This window comes from Azospira restricta (assembly GCF_016858125.1).
Classification (GTDB): Bacteria; Pseudomonadota; Gammaproteobacteria; order Burkholderiales; family Rhodocyclaceae; genus Proximibacter; species Proximibacter restrictus.
This window is the reverse complement of sequence record NZ_CP064781.1, coordinates 2,079,559-2,095,303: the sequence shown is the minus strand read 5'-3', so window position 1 is coordinate 2,095,303 and position 15,745 is coordinate 2,079,559. Positions and strand designations below refer to the sequence as shown.

Here is a 15,745-nt window from a genome sequence, read left to right as displayed (position 1 = left end):
GAGGCGGCGCGGCAATGCCCGAGGGGCGCCGCGGCGCCCCTCGTTCGCCCGCCGTGGCCGGGCTCAGTGGCCGACGTGGGCGACGATGAAGGCCTTCACCGCGGCGACGTCCGGGTCCATCACCTCGACCCGTTGCGGCAGGGCCTCGATGCCTTCGAGTTTCGCTGGACGCTCCGGCGCGCGGTTCAGCGCCTCGCGGATGGTCTCCTCGAACTTCGCCGGCAGCGCGGTCTCCAGCACCAGCGTCGGCACGCCGGCGGGGGCCTGCTCGAGCGCGACCTTGAGGCCGTCGGCGGTGTGCGTGTCGATCATCGTGCGGTACTTCTCCCAGGCCAGCCGGATCGTCGCCAGCCGGCCGGCGTGATCGTTGCGGCCGGAGACGAAACCGAATTCGGACAGCTTCGCGAAGAACGGCGTCGCCGAGATGTCGAAGCTCGTGCCGGCATCGACCTTCGCCCACAGCTCGCGCACCTTGGCGCCGTCGCGGCCGACCAGGTCGAAGACGAAGCGCTCGAAGTTCGAGGCCTTCGAGATGTCCATCGACGGGCTCGACGTGGTGTGCGTCTCGGCGGTGCCGCGCGGGCGGTAGACGCCGGTGCGGAAGAACTCGTCGAGCACGTCGTTCTCGTTGGTGGCGAGGATCAGCTTGGCGACCGGCAGCCCCATCATGCGCGCGATGTGGCCGGCGCAGATGTTGCCGAAGTTGCCCGACGGCACGCAGAAGGCAACCTGCTCGTCGTTCGACTTGGTCGCCGCGAAGTAACCCTTGAAGTAATAAACGATCTGCGCCGCGACGCGGCCCCAGTTGATCGAGTTGACCGCGCCGATCTTGTACTGTGCCTTGAAGGCGTGGTCGTTGGAGACCGCCTTGACGATGTCCTGCGCTTCGTCGAACATGCCGCGGACGGCGATGTTGTAGATGTTGGCATCCTGCAGCGAATACATCTGCGCGCGCTGGAAGGCCGACATGCGGCCGTGCGGCGAGAGCATGAAGACGCGCACGCCGTGCTTGCCGCGCATCGCGTACTCGGCGGCCGAACCGGTATCGCCGGAGGTCGCGCCGAGGATGTTGATCTCCTCGCCGCGCTTCTCCAGCACGTACTCGAACAGGTTGCCGAGCAGCTGCATGGCCATGTCCTTGAAGGCCAGCGTCGGGCCGTTCGACAGTTCGAGCAGGCCGAGCCTGCCCGGCTCGAGCCAATGCACCGGCGTGATCTCGGCGGCATCGTCGCCGGGGCGGGCGTTGCAATAGACCGCGGCGGTGTAGGTCTTGTCGCAGATCGCCTTCAGGTCGGCCGGCGGGATGTCGTCGACGAACTTCGACAGGATGGCGAAGGCCAGTTCGGCGTAGGACAGCGAACGCCAGGCATCGAGCTCGGCGCGCGTGATCTGCGGGTACGACTCGGGCAGGTACAGGCCACCGTCCGGCGCCAGGCCGCCGAGCAGGATGTCGCAGAAGGATTGGGCCGGCGCGTTGCCGCGGGTCGAGAGGTAGCGCATGGGAAGCAGGTCTGGAAAGCGGAAAAGCAGGGATTTTACCGCGGCTGGCGGGCGACGCGCAGCGCCGATGCGAGATCGACGAAGAACAGCAGCAGGCCGGCGGCGGCCAGCGCCACGCCGGGCGCCGCCTGGTCGGCGGCGAAGGCCAGCCCGGCGGCCGGCAGCAGCAGCGCACGCAGGCGGCCGCAGCGCACCAGGCGGCGGCGCATCTCGTCGCGCGCCGGCGTCTTCGGCCCCGGCCAGCGCCACACCGGCAAGAGCTGCGACAGCGCGCCGGTGACCAGCGGCAGCAGGAAGCCGGCGGCGAAGGCGGCGACCATCCGGTAGCCGCTGCCGACCTGCAGGCCGTGCGCGGCGCCGGCCAGCTGCAGCAGCGCAAAGACCGCGAGCGCGGCGGCGAGCGGCGCCGTCGCGCCGTCGGCGGCGAGCGCGCGCCAGCCGAAGCTGCGCAGCCAGTGCGCGAGCAGGCCGCCGGCGGTGACCCCCAGGAAGGCGGCGCCGACCAGCGCCAGCGGCCAGGCGAGTGCGGCGCCGAGCGCCAGCAGCAGGACGCCGGCGACCGCCACCGGCAGCCGCCGGCGCAGCCACGGCGCGGCCTGCGGGTCGGGCTGGCCGAGCGCGGTCGGCAGCAGCACCGGCAGCGTGCCGAGCGCGGCAAGGCCGATGAAGCCGAGGGTGTTGAGGTGCAGGTGCAGGTTGCGCAGCGCCAGCGGCGCGATGCCGGCGGCCAGCGGCGGCACGACGGCGAGCGCAGCGACCAGCACCAGCAGCGATGCCGCGTACCAGCGCCAGCCGGGGTGCGGCGAGCCGAGCGCGCGCCGCGAGCGGCGGCGCATCCAGACGACGAGGACGACGGCGATCGCGGCGTCGATCGTCGCCGCCGGATGTAGCCAGCCGCGCGGCAGGATGCCCTGCAGCGCGAGCACGACGACGAGGCCGGCGGCCTGTGCGAGGAACGGCAGGCGGCCGATCCAGCGCTGCGGGCTGCCGCTGCGCGTGAGCACCGGCACGAAGTGCAGCATCGCGCCGAAGACCAGCGGCACGATGCCGATGGCGAAGGCGACATGCGCCGCCGCGGCCGGCGTCAAAACGCCACTGGCGCCCGCAAGGAGCGCCAGTGGCAGGGTTGTCGCGGCAGAGACGGCGAGGAGGATCACCCGACCTTGGCGAAGTCGATGACGATCGCGCCCATCTCGCGCTGCAGGTACTCGATGGTCACGGAATCGCCGTAGCGCTGCTGGATCTGCGCGAGCAGCGGCAGCGGGTCGTGGTCGTTGCAGAAGCGCATGACTTCGCCCGGGTGCAGCGCGTCGAGCGCGCCGAAGATCGCGGCGTGGCGGAAACGCTTGGCGATGCCGCGCGCGTCGAACGGGTAGATGGCTTCCGGGGTGGTGTGGTTGCAGACGTGAATCGGTTGCATGTCGAAAACTCCTTCGGGACCGGTGGGGGGGTGCCCGCATTCTGCCGAAGGCGCATCACTCATTCCTTGATGCAAATCGCAAAAACCCCAAGCATTTTCAGGGCTTTGCCGGCGGCTCAGGGGTGCCGCGCAGGCGCCAGCCGCCCCGGGCGTCCTGCACCCACCAGCCGGCCGGCGCCTGCCGCAGCCATTCGCGGGCGAACACCGCCTCCGTGTATTCGATCATCAGCGGCAGCGAATTGCCACCGTGGCCGATGCCGGTGGTGACGCCGCGATAGAGGAAGAAGCGGTCGCGGTTCTCGGCCTTGACCAGCGCCCGCAGTCGACGTATCTCCGCGTCGCTCCGGGCACCGCCATCGCGCACGGCGAGCTCGCCGTCCTCGGTCAGGCCGAGCGTGCCGTCGTCGAGCAGCGGCTGCAGCGACGGCCAGCGCGCCTTGATGCCGGCGACGGCGTAATCGATGTCCGGACCGCCGTACGGCAGCGGCGCCGACGGCCGGCCATAGACCTCGGCGACGAAGCGTTCGGCCTGGATTTCCGCACCGCGGGCGCCGTAGGTGAACACGCGCTCCGGCGTCGACTCGCAGGCCGCCAGGCCGGCGAATGCGACGACGAAGGCGGCCACCACGGCGCCGCGACGCATCATTGCAGCTCTTCGAGACGGATGCGCTTGACCTTGCCCTTCTGCACCGGCAACGACTCGATCTTCGCGATCGCCGCGTCGGCCGCGCTTTCCTTGCAGACGTGGGTGAGGATGATGATGTCGGTCTCGCCCTCGCCTTCCTCCGGCTCGCGCTGCAAGAGCGCGTCGATCGAGATCTGCTGGTCGGCGAGGATGCGGGTGACGTCGGCGAGCACGCCCGGCTTGTCCTCGACGCGCAGGCGCAGGTAATAGCCGGTCTCGACCTCGCTCATCGGCAGGATCGGCAGGTTCGACATCGCGTCCGGCTGGAACGCGAGGTGCGGCACGCGGTGCTCGGGGTCGGCGGTGGCCAGACGGGTGACGTCGACCAGGTCGGCGATCACGGCGGACGCGGTCGGCTCGGCGCCGGCCCCCTTGCCGTAGTAGAGCGTGGTGCCGACGGCGTCGCCCTTGACGACGACCGCGTTCATCGCGCCCTCGACGTTGGCCAGGAGGCGCTTGGCCGGGATCAGCGTCGGGTGCACGCGCAGCTCGACGCCCTGGCTGCGGCGCTTGGCGATGCCGAGGAGCTTGATGCGGTAGCCGAGCTGTTCGGCGTACTTGATGTCGGAGGCTTCGAGCTGGGTGATGCCCTCGACGTAGGCCTTGTCGAACTGCACCGGGATGCCGAAGGCGATCGCCGAGATCAGCGTCGCCTTGTGCGCGGCGTCCACGCCCTCGATGTCGAAGGTCGGGTCGGCTTCGGCGTAGCCGAGGCGCTGCGCTTCCTTCAGCACGGTCTCGAAGGAGAGGCCCTTGTCGCGCATCTCGGAGAGGATGAAGTTGGTCGTGCCGTTGATGATGCCGGCCGCCCATTCGATGCGGTTGGCGGTGAGGCCCTCGCGCAGCGCCTTGATGATCGGGATGCCGCCAGCAACCGCGGCCTCGAAGGCGACCATCACGCCCTTCTGCTGCGCGGCGGTGAAGATCTCGGTGCCGTGCACGGCCAGCAGCGCCTTGTTGGCGGTGACGACGTGCTTGCCGTTGGCGATCGCCTGCATCACGACGTCCTTGGCGACACCGTAGCCGCCGATCAGCTCGACGACGATCTCGACGTCCGGATCGTTCACGACGGCGAAGGCGTCGTCAGTGACCTTGCAGGCGCCGCCGGTGATCTGCTTCGCCTGCTCGACGTTCCTGTCGGCGACGACGGTGATCTGGATCGGACGGCCGGCGCGGCGGGTAATCTCCTCCGCGTTGCGTTTGAGGACGGTCCACGTGCCGCCGCCGACGGTGCCGATGCCGATGAGGCCTACATTGATGGGTTTCATTTGTTGATCACCTTTTTGAAGCAAAACGAGGGAACGGACATCCCCTCACGAAAATAGAATTTGTGCGCGCCGGCCCGCTGCACGCCGGAATCGAGCGCCAGCACGTCGCAGCCGAGCTCGCGGGCATGCCGTTCGAGCCAGTCGAACAGCCGCTTGCCATGACCCTGCGAGCGCTGCGCCGCGTCGGTGACGAGATCGTCCACGTAGAGGCGGCGCCCCTCGTAGGTGTTCTCGATGACGCGCCACAGCGCCACGGCGCGGACCGTGTCGTCCTCGGCGACCAGCGCCATCCGGCCGCCGTTGGCGAACACCTCGCGCAAGCGCCCGGCGTAGTCGGCCGGCAGGTTCGGCCGCAATTGCCGGTGCACGCCTTCGGCGCGCGCCAGCCACGCGGGCTCGGCGACCGTGCCGTCGGCCGCCGTGATCATGACGATCTCAGGCCGTGCCATGCCGCTTGCGGTAGCCTTCGAGGAAGCGCGCGATGCGGCCGATCGCCTCGCGCAGGTCGTCCTCGTGCGGCAGGAAGACCAGCCGGAAGTGGTCCGGGTGCGGCCAGTTGAAGCCGGTACCCTGCACCAGCAGCACCTTTTCCTCCTGCAGCAGTTCGGCGATGAACTCCTGGTCGTTCACGATCGGATACACCTTCGGGTCCAGCCGCGGGAACATGTACAGCGTCGCCTTCGGCTTGACGCAGCTGACGCCGGGGATCGCCGTGATCAGCTCGTAGGCGACGTCGCGCTGGCGGCGCATGCGGCCGCCCTCGGCGACCAGGTCGTCGATGCTCTGGTAGCCGCCCAACGCGGTCTGGATGCCGTGCTGCCCCGGCGCATTGGCGCACAGGCGCATCGACGCCAGCATGTCGAGCCCCTCGATATAGTCCTTGGCGCGGCGCTTGTCGCCGGAGACGACCAGCCAGCCGGCGCGGTAGCCGCAGGAGCGGTAGTTTTTCGAGAGGCCGTTGAAGGTGATCGTCAGCACGTCTTCCGAGAGCGAGGCGATCGCCGTGTGCGTCTCGCCGTCGTAGAGGACCTTGTCGTACACCTCGTCGGAATAGATGATGAGGTGGTGCTCGCGGGCGATGGCGATGATTTCCTTCAGCAGCTCGTCCGGGTACAGCGCGCCGGTCGGGTTGTTCGGGTTGATGATGACGATCGCGCGGGTGTTCGGCGTGATCCGGCTGCGGATGTCGTCCACGTCGGGCAGCCAGCCGTTCGCCTCGTCGCACAGGTAGTGCTTCGGCGTGCCGCCGGAGAGGCTGATCGCCGCGGTCCACAGCGGGTAGTCGGGCGCCGGCACCAGCACTTCGTCGCCGGCGTCGAGCAGCGCGTTCATCGCCATCACGATCAACTCGGAGACGCCGTTGCCGACGTAGATGTCCTCGAGCGTGACGCCCTTGATCTTCTTCTGCTGGCAGTAGTGCATGATCGCCTTGCGGGCGGCGAAGATGCCCTTCGAATCGGTGTAGCCGGCGGCGTTCGGCAGGTTGCGGATGATGTCCTGCTGGATCTCCTCCGGCGAGTCGAAGCCGAACGCGGCGAGGTTGCCGATGTTCAGCTTGATGATCTTGTGGCCTTCCTCCTCCATCTGCTTGGCCTTCTGCAGCACGGGACCGCGGATGTCGTAGCAGACGTTGGCGAGCTTGGCGGACTTCTTGATGGGGCGCATTGCTGTTCTCTGTCGTTGTTAGAGGAGACCGTCCTTGCGGAACATGTCCTTGATGCCGCGGACCGCCTGGCGGATCCGTTCTTCGTTCTCGATCAGCGCGAAGCGCACGTGGTCGTCGCCGTACTCGCCGAAGCCGACGCCCGGCGACACCGCGACGCGCGCCTCGGCCAACAGCTTCTTGGCGAACTCGAGCGAGCCCATCGCCGCATAGGCCTCGGGGATCTTCGCCCAGATGTACATCGACGCCTTCGGCACCTCGACCATCCAGCCGGCCTCGTGCAGGCCCTTGGCGAGCACGTCGCGGCGGTTCTGGTACATCGCGCGGACCTCCTCGACGCAGGACTGGTCGCCGTCGAGGGCGATGATCGACGCCACCTGGATCGGCGTGAAGGTGCCGTAGTCGTGGTAGCTCTTGATCCGCGCCAGCGCCGACACCAGTTCCCGGTTGCCGACCATGAAGCCGATGCGCCAGCCGGCCATGTTGTAGCTCTTCGACATCGTGAAGAACTCGACGGCGACGTCGCGCGCACCGGGCACCTGCATGATCGACGGCGCCTTCCAGCCGTCGAAAACGATGTCGGCGTAGGCGAGATCGTGCACGACCAGGATGTCGTGCTGCTTCGCCAGCGCGACGACGCGCTCGAAGAACTCCAGTTCGACGCAGCGCGCGGTCGGGTTCGACGGGAAGCCGAGGATCATCATCTTCGGCTTCGGCGTGCATTCCTTGATCGCCCGCTGCAATTCCTCGAAGAAATCGACGTCAGGGGTCATCCGTACCGAGCGGATGTCGGCGCCGGCGATGATCGCGCCGTAGATGTGGATCGGGTACGAGGGATTCGGCACCAGCACCGTGTCGCCGCGGTCGAGCGTCGCCAGCATCAGGTGGGCGAGGCCCTCCTTCGAGCCGATGGTGACGATGGCCTCGCTCTCCGGATCGAACTGCACGCCGTAGCGCCGGTCGTACCAGTCGCAGATCGCCTTCCTGAGACGCGGGATGCCCTTCGAGATCGAATAGCCGTGCGTGTTCTCGCGCTGCGCCGCCTCGACCAGCTTCTCCGTGATGTGCTTCGGCGTCGGCTGGTCCGGGTTGCCCATGCTCATGTCGATGATGTCCTCGCCCCGGCGGCGGGCGGCCATCTTCAGCTCGCCCGTGATGTTGAACACGTAGGGCGGCAGGCGCTTGATGCGGGGGAAGTCCTTCATGGGGCGTCGGGCGGCTCGGAAATGTCAGATTCGCGCGCCAATGGGCGCATTGCGGGAAAAGGTATAATCCTACTTTAACGATTTGTGCACCGCAATTTGCCGTGAAACTTCATCTATCCGACGCCGACAGCAAGCTGAACACCTTCACCGGCTACGGCGACGGCTACGTCGCCGTAAACGGCATCCAGTACCGCAGCAACATCACGGTGCTCCCCGGGCAACTGCTGCCGGAGTGGACCGCGGCCAGCTTCGAGACGCTGGTCGAGGCCGACTTCGCGAAGCTCGCCGCGCTGCAGCCGGAAATCCTGCTGCTCGGCACCGGCAGCACGCTGCGCTTCCCGGCGCCGGCGCTGCTGCAGCCGCTGCTCGCCGCCCGCATCGGCCTGGAAGTGATGGACACCCAGGCCGCCTGCCGCACCTACAACATCCTCGTCGCCGAGGGCCGCCGGGTCGCCGCGGCGATCCTCGTCTGAGACACGGGGCGCCATGAAAAAAGGCGGCCGCGGCCGCCTTTTTTCGTTTGCCGGGAGACGCTCAGTCGCGCTCGCCGGTGAAAGCCATGATCAGGTTGAGCAGGCTGACGAAGACGTTGTAGATGTCGAGGTACACCGCCAGCGTCGCCGTGATGTAGTTGGTCTCGCCGCCCTGCACGATGCGGCTGATGTCGTACAGGATGTAGGCCGAGAACAGCATCACCGCGACCGCCGAGATGGTCAGCGCCAGCGCCGGAATCTGCAGGAAGATGTTGGCCAGCGCGGCGAGCAGCAGCACGACGACGCCGACGAACAGGAACTTGCCCATGTTCGTGAAGTCGCGCTTGCTGACCGAGGCGATGCCGGCCATCGTGAAGAAGATCGCGCCGGTGCCGCCGGCGGCCATCGCGATCATCGACGCGCCGTTCGAGAAGCCGAGCGCGACCTGCAGGATGCGCGACAGCATCAGCCCCATGAAGAACGTGAAGCCGAGCAGCAGCGCGACGCCGAGGCCCGAGTTCTTGGTCTTCTCGATGCCCCAGAAGAAACCGAAGGCGATGCCAAGGAAGAGCAGGAAGGAAATCAGCGGGCTGCCGGCGAAGAACGAGAACTGCAGCTGCACGCCGACCAGCGCGCCGATCACCGTCGGCACCATCGTCAGCGCGAGCATCAGGTAGGTGTTGCGCAGGACGCGGTTCTGCTGCACGGCGACGTCGCGGGTTGCCTGGGCGCTGGAACCCCATTGATACTGTTCTTGCATAGGCTTCATCCTCCGGAGGACTGGAATCGATACGGCCGTGAGACTACTGAAAGGCGCTGAAAGTTGCAACGCCGTCGGTGCCGGATGGTGACGATTTGTGACGTGCTATCATCGGCGCCCTTCCGGAAGCGTGGCAGAGTGGTCGATTGCACCGGTCTTGAAAACCGGCAACCCGCAAGGGTTCGTGAGTTCGAATCTCACCGCTTCCGCCAGCCGATCCGGCCGGATGCCCGCCGACGCGCGGCGGAACGAATGCGACAGCCTATCGCCATGACCACTGCCGTTCCCCCCGCCCCTTCCGTCATCGCACCGGCCACCACCGGCGCCTTCGGCCTGCTGCCGGCCGCCGATTTCCGCCTGGCCACGGGCGAATGCCGGGACTGTACGACGATCCCGCAGGCGCTGTGGTTCTTCCGTCACGAACGGATCGCCGTGCCGCAGCCCGGCCGCCCGCTCGCCGGCTTCGCGCGCACGCAGCCGCTGGCCGCCGACCTCGCCGCCTGGCACGCAGCGACACCGCTCGGCTCGGCGCTCGATTATCCGCCGCTGGTATGGACCGCCGCCGACGGCGTCATTCCCGAATGCCGCCTCACTGCCGACGGTCAGCGCCTGGCGGCGGACGGCGTCGACCTGCCGCTCGCGCTCGCCCCGCGCCACCCGCTGAACCGCTCGTGGCTCGACGCATCGAGCATGGCCTTCCTCGCGCAGCGGCCGCTGCGCGTGCGCGGCGACTGGCAGGGCGGGCGCTTCGTCGCGCGCACGCTGTGGCCGCTCGATTTCCGCCTGCCGAATGCTCCGCCGGCACGGCCGCTGGCCGCCGACCCGCAGGCGCTGCGCGCGCGCCTGCGCGAGCAGGCGCAGGGCGGCGCCCGTTCGCCGTTCGCCGTCGAACAACTCTGGCGCCGCCCCGGCACCGACCCGGACGATGCCGGCCGGCCGGTGCTCGCCTTTATCCTCAACGGCGCCCAGGGCGACGACGACGAGGCGCACGGCGGCCACTTCGCGGTGCTCACCGGCCGCGTCGGCGACGACGGTGCGATCCACGACTGGCTGGCGGCGAACTACTACACGCTCGATGCGGAAAGCGAGAAGGGGATCGTCGCGGCGCCGGTGCCGCTCGACAACTACCTCGCCGACGTGAATGCCGGCCAGGCCTGGTACCGCCCGTCGTACCTGCTGGTCGCCGTGCTGCGCGAGGCACGCGTCGCGGCGCACGTGCAGTCGGCGCTCGGCCGCGTCTACAACCAGTTCTACCGCCACCAGTTCTCCTACCAGCACGCGCGCGCCAACTGCGCCGGCATCAGCGTCTCGGCGCTGCGCGCGCTCGGCTGGCGGATTCCGGCGCGCGGCCCGGAGAGCTGGCTGCGGGCGATCGCCGCGCTGCCGGCGGTGGCGCTCGCCAATGGCAGCCTGCGCCAGGGCAAGGCGAGCTTCGACTACCTCACCGAAGACCGCAGCCGCCTCTACCCGGCAGTCGCCTTCGAGGAGATCGGCGCCGACCTGCTGCGCCTCGCCGGCGGCACGGCCGGCCGGCCGCTGAGCACCTTCGAGGAAACGCTCGCCGGCGACCTCGACGCGCTGCTGCTGGTACGCATTCCGCAGCTGCCGTCGAGCCGCGCCTGGGGCGACCACCCGGTGGTCGACAGCCGCGAATACCACCGGCGGGTGCCGAAGGATCCGGCGCAGCGGCAGATCGTCCCGGTCGGCCCGCGCCCGTTCCCGAAGGACTTCGTCGATCCGCAGGCGCCGCGCGAGCCGCCGCTGCGCTCGGACTATGCGCTGGCGGGGTATGGCTTGCTGTTGCTGCTGATCGTCGCGCTGGCGCTGCGCGCGCTGCTTTAGGCGCGGACCGCGTCGGCCCAGCAGTTGGGGGTTTCGTAGAGGCGCACGCGCTCCAGGCGGAGGTGGTTGCCGTAGCTGTCGCGATAGACCGGGTCGAGGATGCGGAAGGCCGCCTCGGCGAGGTTCTCGGCGGTCGGCACGCAGTCGAGGACGACCGTGCGGTGGTCGGGCAGGCTGCGCAGGAAGTCGAGCACCTGCGTGTCGCCCGCGTAGACGAGGAAGGCGTGGTCCCAGACGTCGACCACGTGCAGCTTCGCCAGCGCCTTCACTTCCGAGAAATCCATCACCATGCCGTTCGCCGCGTCGCCGTCCTGGCGGATGATGTCGCCGGAGAGCGTGATCTCGATCGCGTAGCGGTGGCCGTGCAGGTGCCGGCACTGGCTCTTGTGGTCGGGGATGCGGTGACCGGCGTCGAATTCGAGGCGGCGGGTGATGAGCATGGCGAAAGCCGTGTGGAAAGCGGGGAAGGATTATATCATCGGGGCTGAGCCCCTCTCCCCGCCGCCCGTCCCGAACCATGCTGACCGTCACCGACCATCGCCGCGACTATTCCGGCTTCCGCTACGTCTACCCGGTGGTTTCGCGCCGCGCCGGCGGCGTTTCGGTCGGCATCAACCTGAACCCGAACAACGCCTGCAACTGGGCCTGCGTCTATTGCCAGGTGCCGGACCTGACGCGCGGCGGGCCGCCGCCGATCGATCTGGCGCTGCTGGAACAGGAACTGGCGGCCTTGCTGCAGGACATCACGGCCGGCGACTTCATGGCACGGGAAGTCCCGGAAGGCGCCCGCCGCCTGATGGACGTCGCCTTTTCGGGCAACGGCGAACCGACCAGCGCGGCGGAATTTGCGGAAGCGGTCGCCCGCGTCGCCGGGCTCATGGATCGCCTGCGGCTTCCCGACGCGGTCAGCTTGCGGCTGATCACCAACGGCAGCCTGCTGCACCGCGCCGGCGTCCGCGACGGCATCCGCAGGATCGGCGAGTACCGCGGTACGGCCGGCGCCGGCGAAGTCTGGTTCAAGATCGACCGGGCGACGCGCGAAGGCATCGCCGCCGTCAACAAGATCGACTACGCCCCGGACAAGGCGCGCGGCAATCTGATCGCCTGCGCCGAGCTCGCCCCGACCTGGGTGCAGACCTGCTGGTTCGCGCTCGACGGCGCCCCGCCCGACGAGCGGGAGCAATCCGCCTACCTCGATCTGCTCGCCGGCGTGCGCGACAAGATAAAGGGCGTGCACCTCTACAGTCTCGCACGCCCCTCGCTGCAACCCGACGCCGGCCGGCTGGGCCGCCTTGCCGCCGATCAGCTGGCGGCCTTCGCCGCCCGCATTTCGGCGCTCGGGATCGAGGTCGTCCTCAACCCCTGAATCCGCGCCGCCACGCCCAAGCGCACCCCGAGGGCATTTCTTCGGAGTGCACGGGGCGCATCACTCAGGCGGCCTTCTTGCCCTTGGCCTTCGCCGACTTGCGCAGGGTCTTCAGCAGTTCCGGCTCATGCGCCCGCAGGTACTCGATGACCTCGACGTCCTCGCGCTTGATGCGCTGGATGTCGACCTGCTCGACATGGACCAGGCGCAGCAGTTCGCGCACCGGCTTCGGCATGTTGCGGCCGCTTTCGTAGCGGGAGCCGCCGCTCTGGGTGACGCCGATCTTGGACCAGAACTGCTGCTGGTTGAGACCGAGCTTGCGGCGGATTTCGCGCGGTTCGATCTTTTCGATAGCCTTGACGTTGCTCATGATTGCCCTTTCGTTCATCAGGTGTTGACCAGGGGACATCCCCCGCCCGCCATATGACCTTGCGCATATGACTTTAGTAATACATTTTGCAGTATAGACCAAATACATATATTTGCAAGTGGCATCACGCGGGCGTCATCCGCACCCCTGAAAACGCAGGGACAAGCCATCGGAAACACCTTACTTTTCAAGCGCATCATGCGCTAGAATTGCCGCTTTTCACCGGAACTTTGGATCACCAATGGCGCTGATAGTTCAGAAATACGGCGGCACCTCGGTCGGCTCGCCCGACCGCATCAAGAATGTCGCCAAGCGCGTGGCGCGCTGGAAAGCCATGGGGCACGACGTCGTCGTCGTGCCGTCGGCCATGTCGGGCGAAACCAACCGCCTGATCGCGCTGGCCAAGGAAATCATGCCCAGCCCGGACGCGCGCGAGCTGGACGTCATCGCCGCCACCGGCGAGCAGGTCACGATCGGCCTGCTGGCGATGGCGATCATGCAGGAAGGCTGCAAGGCCAAGAGCTACACCGGACCGCAGGTGCGCGTGCTGACCGACAGCACCTTCACCAAGGCGCGCATCCTGCAGATCGACGACGAGAGGATCCGCCAGGACCTGGCCGAAGGCAATGTCGTCGTCGTCGCCGGCTTCCAGGGTGCCGACGAGAACGGCAACATCACGACGCTCGGCCGCGGCGGCTCGGACACCTCCGCCGTCGCGCTGGCCGCGGCGCTGAAGGCCGACGAGTGCCAGATCTACACCGACGTCGACGGCGTGTACACCACCGACCCGCGCATCGTTCCGGAAGCGAAGAAGCTCGACACCATCACCTTCGAGGAAATGCTGGAGATGGCCAGCCTCGGCTCGAAGGTGCTGCAGATCCGCTCGGTCGAATTCGCCGGCAAGTACAAGGTCAAACTGCGCGTGCTCTCCAGCTTCACCGACGAAGGCGAAGGCACGCTGATTACTGTTGAGGAAGACAAGAACATGGAACAACCGATCATCTCCGGCATCGCCTTCAACCGCGACGAGGCCAAGCTCACCGTGCTCGGTGTGCCTGATCGCCCCGGCATCGCCTACCAGATCCTCGGCCCGATCGCCGACGCCAACATCGACGTCGACATGATCATCCAGAATGTCGGCCACGACGGCACCACCGACTTCTCGTTCACGGTGAACCGCGGCGAGTTCAACAAGGCCCTCGGCGTGCTGGAAAGCGTCAAGAGCCACATCGGCGCGCGCGAGATCGTCGGCGACAACAAGATCTGCAAGGTCTCCGCGGTCGGCGTCGGCATGCGCTCGCACCCGGGTGTCGCCAGCCAGATGTTCCGCGCGCTGGCCGAGGAAGGCATCAACATCCAGATGATCTCGACCTCCGAGATCAAGATTTCCGTCGTCATCGACGAGAAGTACCTGGAACTCGCCGTGCGCGTGCTGCACAAGACCTTCGGCCTGGACCAGGCCTGAGCACAGCGGCAGACACCGGCGCCACGGACGGCGCCGGTGCGGTTTGACCGGGCGAGGTGAAACGGCTATCATCGCGCCCTTTCGGAGACGTGGCCGAGAGGTCGAAGGCACTCCCCTGCTAAGGGAGCATACGGGCTAAAACTCGTATCGAGGGTTCGAATCCCTCCGTCTCCGCCAAGTTTTTGCAATATCGAACTTGGCAAAAACAGAAACGGTCCGTATAATGCCGCTTCTTTGCAACGCGCCCGTAGCTCAGTTGGATAGAGTACCTGGCTACGAACCAGGGGGTCGTGGGTTCGAATCCTGCCGGGCGCGCCAGTTTCACCAAAAAGCCGATTTCTCGCGAAATCGGCTTTTTGCTTTTCAGGTACCCAAAGCATGCCCGTCGGAATCATCGAATCGCTGGATCACGAAGCGCGCGGGATCACCCGCCTCGAAGGCAAGACCATCTTCGTCGAGGGCGCTCTGCCGCTCGAGGAGGTCGAGTATTCCAGCTACCGCAAGAAGCCGAGCTACGAGCTGGCGCAGGTGACGCGCATCGTCCGCGCCTCGGGCGACCGTGTCGCGCCGGCCTGCCCGCACTTCGGCGTCTGCGGCGGCTGCAGCATGCAGCACGCCGACCACCCGGCCCAGATCGCCGCCAAACAGCGCGTGCTCGAGGACAACCTGTGGCACATCGGCCGCATCAAGCCGGAGCAGCTCTACTCGCCGATCTACGGCGAACAGTGGGGCTACCGCCACCGCGCCCGCGTCAGCGTGCGCCTGGTGCCGAAGAAGGGCGGCATGCTGGTCGGCTTCCACGAAAAGCGGAGCAGCTACATCGCCGACATGCGCGAGTGCCGCAACCTGCCGCGCCACGTCTCCGACCTGCTCCTGCCGCTGCGCGAACTGACCGGCGCGCTGTCGATCCGCGACCGGATGCCGCAGGTCGAGGTCGCCGTCGGCGAGCGCTGCACGGTGCTCGTCTTCCGCATCCTGGAGCCGATCGACGGCAACGACGAGGCGCTGCTGCGCGACTTCGGCGACCGCCACGGCGTGCAGATCTGGCTGCAGCCGAAGGGGCCGGACAGCGTCACCCGCTTCTACCCGGAAGACGGCGAGGCGCTGAGCTACACACTGCCGGAGTTCGGCATCGAGCTGTTCTTCTCGCCGACCGAATTCACGCAGGTCAACCACGCCATCAACCGCGTCCTCGTCCGCCGCGCGATGGCATTGCTCGACCCGCAGCCGGGCGAGCGCATCGCCGACATGTTCTGCGGGCTCGGCAACTTTACGCTGCCGATCGCGCGCTCCGGCGCCCGCGTCGTCGGCATCGAGGGCAGCGCCGCGCTGGTCCGGCGCGCCGCCGAGAACGCCGCTGCCAACGGCCTGTCGGCGAACACCGAGTACGGCGTCGCCAACCTGTTCGAGGCCAGCGAGGAAAGCCTCGCCGCGCTCGGCCATTTCGACAAGATGCTGATCGATCCGCCGCGCGAGGGCGCCATCGAGGTGGTCAAGGCACTCGGCGCCGACGGCCCGCAGCGCATCGTCTACGTCTCCTGCAACCCGTCGACGCTCGCCCGCGATGCCGCGGTGCTGACCACCCAGAAGGGCTACCGGATGCGCGGCGCCGGCGTCGTCAACATGTTCCCGAATACCTCGCACGTCGAGTCGATCGCGCTGTTCGAGCGCGCCTGACAGCGTCGCCGCGAACGGCTTGTCCCGCCGTTCGCGCGCTGCTATGGTTCG

At 67.7% G+C, this 15,745-nt stretch carries 16 protein-coding genes and 3 tRNA genes; 8 read left to right on the top strand and 11 right to left on the bottom strand.

Annotated elements, in window-relative coordinates; all coding sequences use genetic code 11:
• Nucleotides 1-63 precede the first annotated feature (63 nt).
• The 8 genes from thrC to alaC all read right to left on the bottom strand — a co-directional run bounded on the left by thrC (nt 64) and on the right by alaC (nt 7,741).
• Nucleotides 64-1,500, bottom strand: a complete 1,437-nt coding sequence (thrC, locus tag IWH25_RS10325; RefSeq protein WP_203385723.1) for a threonine synthase — start codon at nt 1,498-1,500, stop codon at nt 64-66.
• A gap of 35 nt (nt 1,501-1,535) precedes the next feature.
• A complete protein-coding gene (locus tag IWH25_RS10320) occupies nt 1,536-2,657 on the bottom strand; it encodes a hypothetical protein (protein WP_203385722.1) in 1,122 nt (373 codons plus the stop codon).
• Entirely contained in the window at nt 2,654-2,920 is a 267-nt protein-coding gene (locus IWH25_RS10315; RefSeq protein WP_203385721.1) for a DUF2249 domain-containing protein, read from the bottom strand. Before IWH25_RS10315 ends, IWH25_RS10320 begins: the two co-directional genes overlap by 4 nt.
• A 97-nt stretch (nt 2,921-3,017) precedes the next feature.
• The gene (locus tag IWH25_RS10310) at nt 3,018-3,566 is read right to left on the bottom strand and encodes a DUF1318 domain-containing protein (RefSeq protein WP_203385720.1); all 549 of its coding nucleotides are present in this window, start codon (nt 3,564-3,566) and stop codon (nt 3,018-3,020) included.
• Nucleotides 3,563-4,873, bottom strand: coding sequence for a homoserine dehydrogenase (locus IWH25_RS10305; protein ID WP_203385719.1), 1,311 nt, complete (start codon nt 4,871-4,873; stop codon nt 3,563-3,565). The genes IWH25_RS10310 and IWH25_RS10305 overlap by 4 nt, the downstream gene beginning before the upstream one ends.
• Nucleotides 4,870-5,322: a GNAT family N-acetyltransferase gene (locus IWH25_RS10300; protein ID WP_203385718.1), complete on the bottom strand. Its 453-nt coding sequence runs from the start codon at nt 5,320-5,322 to the stop codon at nt 4,870-4,872. The genes IWH25_RS10305 and IWH25_RS10300 overlap by 4 nt, the downstream gene beginning before the upstream one ends.
• On the bottom strand, nt 5,309-6,538 hold the full coding sequence (locus IWH25_RS10295) for a pyridoxal phosphate-dependent aminotransferase (RefSeq protein WP_203385717.1): 1,230 nt from the start codon (nt 6,536-6,538) through the stop codon (nt 5,309-5,311). Before IWH25_RS10295 ends, IWH25_RS10300 begins: the two co-directional genes overlap by 14 nt.
• Before the next feature lie 18 nt (nt 6,539-6,556).
• Nucleotides 6,557-7,741, bottom strand: coding sequence for an alanine transaminase (alaC, locus tag IWH25_RS10290; protein WP_203385716.1), 1,185 nt, complete (start codon nt 7,739-7,741; stop codon nt 6,557-6,559).
• A 101-nt stretch (nt 7,742-7,842) separates the two neighbouring features.
• On the opposite strand from alaC, the gene IWH25_RS10285 reads away from it, so the two are divergent.
• Complete coding sequence (locus tag IWH25_RS10285) at nt 7,843-8,214, top strand: Mth938-like domain-containing protein (RefSeq protein WP_203385715.1); 372 nt, start codon at nt 7,843-7,845, stop codon at nt 8,212-8,214.
• A gap of 61 nt (nt 8,215-8,275) precedes the next feature.
• Here IWH25_RS10285 and IWH25_RS10280 read toward each other — a convergent pair whose 3' ends face one another.
• Nucleotides 8,276-8,974 (bottom strand): Bax inhibitor-1/YccA family protein, encoded by a 699-nt coding sequence (locus IWH25_RS10280; RefSeq protein ID WP_203385714.1) that lies wholly within the window; start codon nt 8,972-8,974, stop codon nt 8,276-8,278.
• Between the two features lie 124 nt (nt 8,975-9,098).
• Here IWH25_RS10280 and IWH25_RS10275 point away from each other — a divergent pair.
• Nucleotides 9,099-9,186: transfer RNA gene (locus IWH25_RS10275), tRNA-Ser, on the top strand.
• Between the two features lie 58 nt (nt 9,187-9,244).
• Entirely contained in the window at nt 9,245-10,816 is a 1,572-nt protein-coding gene (locus IWH25_RS10270; RefSeq protein ID WP_203385713.1) for a hypothetical protein, read from the top strand.
• Here the strand turns inward: IWH25_RS10270 and queD are convergent.
• Entirely contained in the window at nt 10,813-11,256 is a 444-nt protein-coding gene (gene queD, locus IWH25_RS10265; protein ID WP_203385712.1) for a 6-carboxytetrahydropterin synthase QueD, read from the bottom strand. The genes IWH25_RS10270 and queD overlap by 4 nt on opposite strands.
• Nucleotides 11,257-11,333: 77 nt before the next feature.
• Here queD and IWH25_RS10260 point away from each other — a divergent pair, with 77 nt between their 5' ends.
• A complete protein-coding gene (locus IWH25_RS10260) occupies nt 11,334-12,182 on the top strand; it encodes a radical SAM protein (RefSeq protein ID WP_203385711.1) in 849 nt (282 codons plus the stop codon).
• A gap of 64 nt (nt 12,183-12,246) precedes the next feature.
• Here the strand turns inward: IWH25_RS10260 and IWH25_RS10255 are convergent, their stop codons facing one another.
• On the bottom strand, nt 12,247-12,552 hold the full coding sequence (locus tag IWH25_RS10255; protein ID WP_203385710.1) for a helix-turn-helix domain-containing protein: 306 nt from the start codon (nt 12,550-12,552) through the stop codon (nt 12,247-12,249).
• 241 nt (nt 12,553-12,793) lie between these two features.
• On the opposite strand from IWH25_RS10255, the gene IWH25_RS10250 reads away from it, so the two are divergent.
• The 4 genes from IWH25_RS10250 (at nt 12,794) to rlmD (ending at nt 15,694) form a co-directional block, all read left to right on the top strand.
• Nucleotides 12,794-14,017 (top strand): aspartate kinase, encoded by a 1,224-nt coding sequence (locus tag IWH25_RS10250; RefSeq protein WP_203385709.1) that lies wholly within the window; start codon nt 12,794-12,796, stop codon nt 14,015-14,017.
• 83 nt (nt 14,018-14,100) lie between these two features.
• Nucleotides 14,101-14,194 (top strand) — tRNA-Ser (locus IWH25_RS10245).
• Between the two features lie 64 nt (nt 14,195-14,258).
• Nucleotides 14,259-14,335, top strand: a tRNA-Arg gene (locus tag IWH25_RS10240).
• 60 nt (nt 14,336-14,395) lie between these two features.
• A complete protein-coding gene (gene rlmD, locus IWH25_RS10235; protein ID WP_203385708.1) occupies nt 14,396-15,694 on the top strand; it encodes a 23S rRNA (uracil(1939)-C(5))-methyltransferase RlmD in 1,299 nt (432 codons plus the stop codon).
• The last annotated feature ends 51 nt before the right edge of the window (nt 15,695-15,745 follow it).

What these genes read in the sequence shown, in the direction of transcription:
- thrC (WP_203385723.1), bottom strand. Translation starts at nt 1,500, where the DNA reads ATGCGCTACCTCTCGACCCGCGGCAACGCGCCGGCCCAATCCTTCTGC.
- IWH25_RS10315 (WP_203385721.1), bottom strand. Translation starts at nt 2,920, where the DNA reads ATGCAACCGATTCACGTCTGCAACCACACCACCCCGGAAGCCATCTAC.
- IWH25_RS10310 (WP_203385720.1), bottom strand. Translation starts at nt 3,566, where the DNA reads ATGATGCGTCGCGGCGCCGTGGTGGCCGCCTTCGTCGTCGCATTCGCC.
- IWH25_RS10305 (WP_203385719.1), bottom strand. Translation starts at nt 4,873, where the DNA reads ATGAAACCCATCAATGTAGGCCTCATCGGCATCGGCACCGTCGGCGGC.
- IWH25_RS10300 (WP_203385718.1), bottom strand. Translation starts at nt 5,322, where the DNA reads ATGGCACGGCCTGAGATCGTCATGATCACGGCGGCCGACGGCACGGTC.
- IWH25_RS10295 (WP_203385717.1), bottom strand. Translation starts at nt 6,538, where the DNA reads ATGCGCCCCATCAAGAAGTCCGCCAAGCTCGCCAACGTCTGCTACGAC.
- alaC (WP_203385716.1), bottom strand. Translation starts at nt 7,741, where the DNA reads ATGAAGGACTTCCCCCGCATCAAGCGCCTGCCGCCCTACGTGTTCAAC.
- IWH25_RS10280 (WP_203385714.1), bottom strand. Translation starts at nt 8,974, where the DNA reads ATGCAAGAACAGTATCAATGGGGTTCCAGCGCCCAGGCAACCCGCGAC.
- IWH25_RS10270 (WP_203385713.1), top strand. Translation starts at nt 9,245, where the DNA reads ATGACCACTGCCGTTCCCCCCGCCCCTTCCGTCATCGCACCGGCCACC.
- queD (WP_203385712.1), bottom strand. Translation starts at nt 11,256, where the DNA reads ATGCTCATCACCCGCCGCCTCGAATTCGACGCCGGTCACCGCATCCCC.
- IWH25_RS10260 (WP_203385711.1), top strand. Translation starts at nt 11,334, where the DNA reads ATGCTGACCGTCACCGACCATCGCCGCGACTATTCCGGCTTCCGCTAC.
- IWH25_RS10255 (WP_203385710.1), bottom strand. Translation starts at nt 12,552, where the DNA reads ATGAGCAACGTCAAGGCTATCGAAAAGATCGAACCGCGCGAAATCCGC.
- IWH25_RS10250 (WP_203385709.1), top strand. Translation starts at nt 12,794, where the DNA reads ATGGCGCTGATAGTTCAGAAATACGGCGGCACCTCGGTCGGCTCGCCC.
- rlmD (WP_203385708.1), top strand. Translation starts at nt 14,396, where the DNA reads ATGCCCGTCGGAATCATCGAATCGCTGGATCACGAAGCGCGCGGGATC.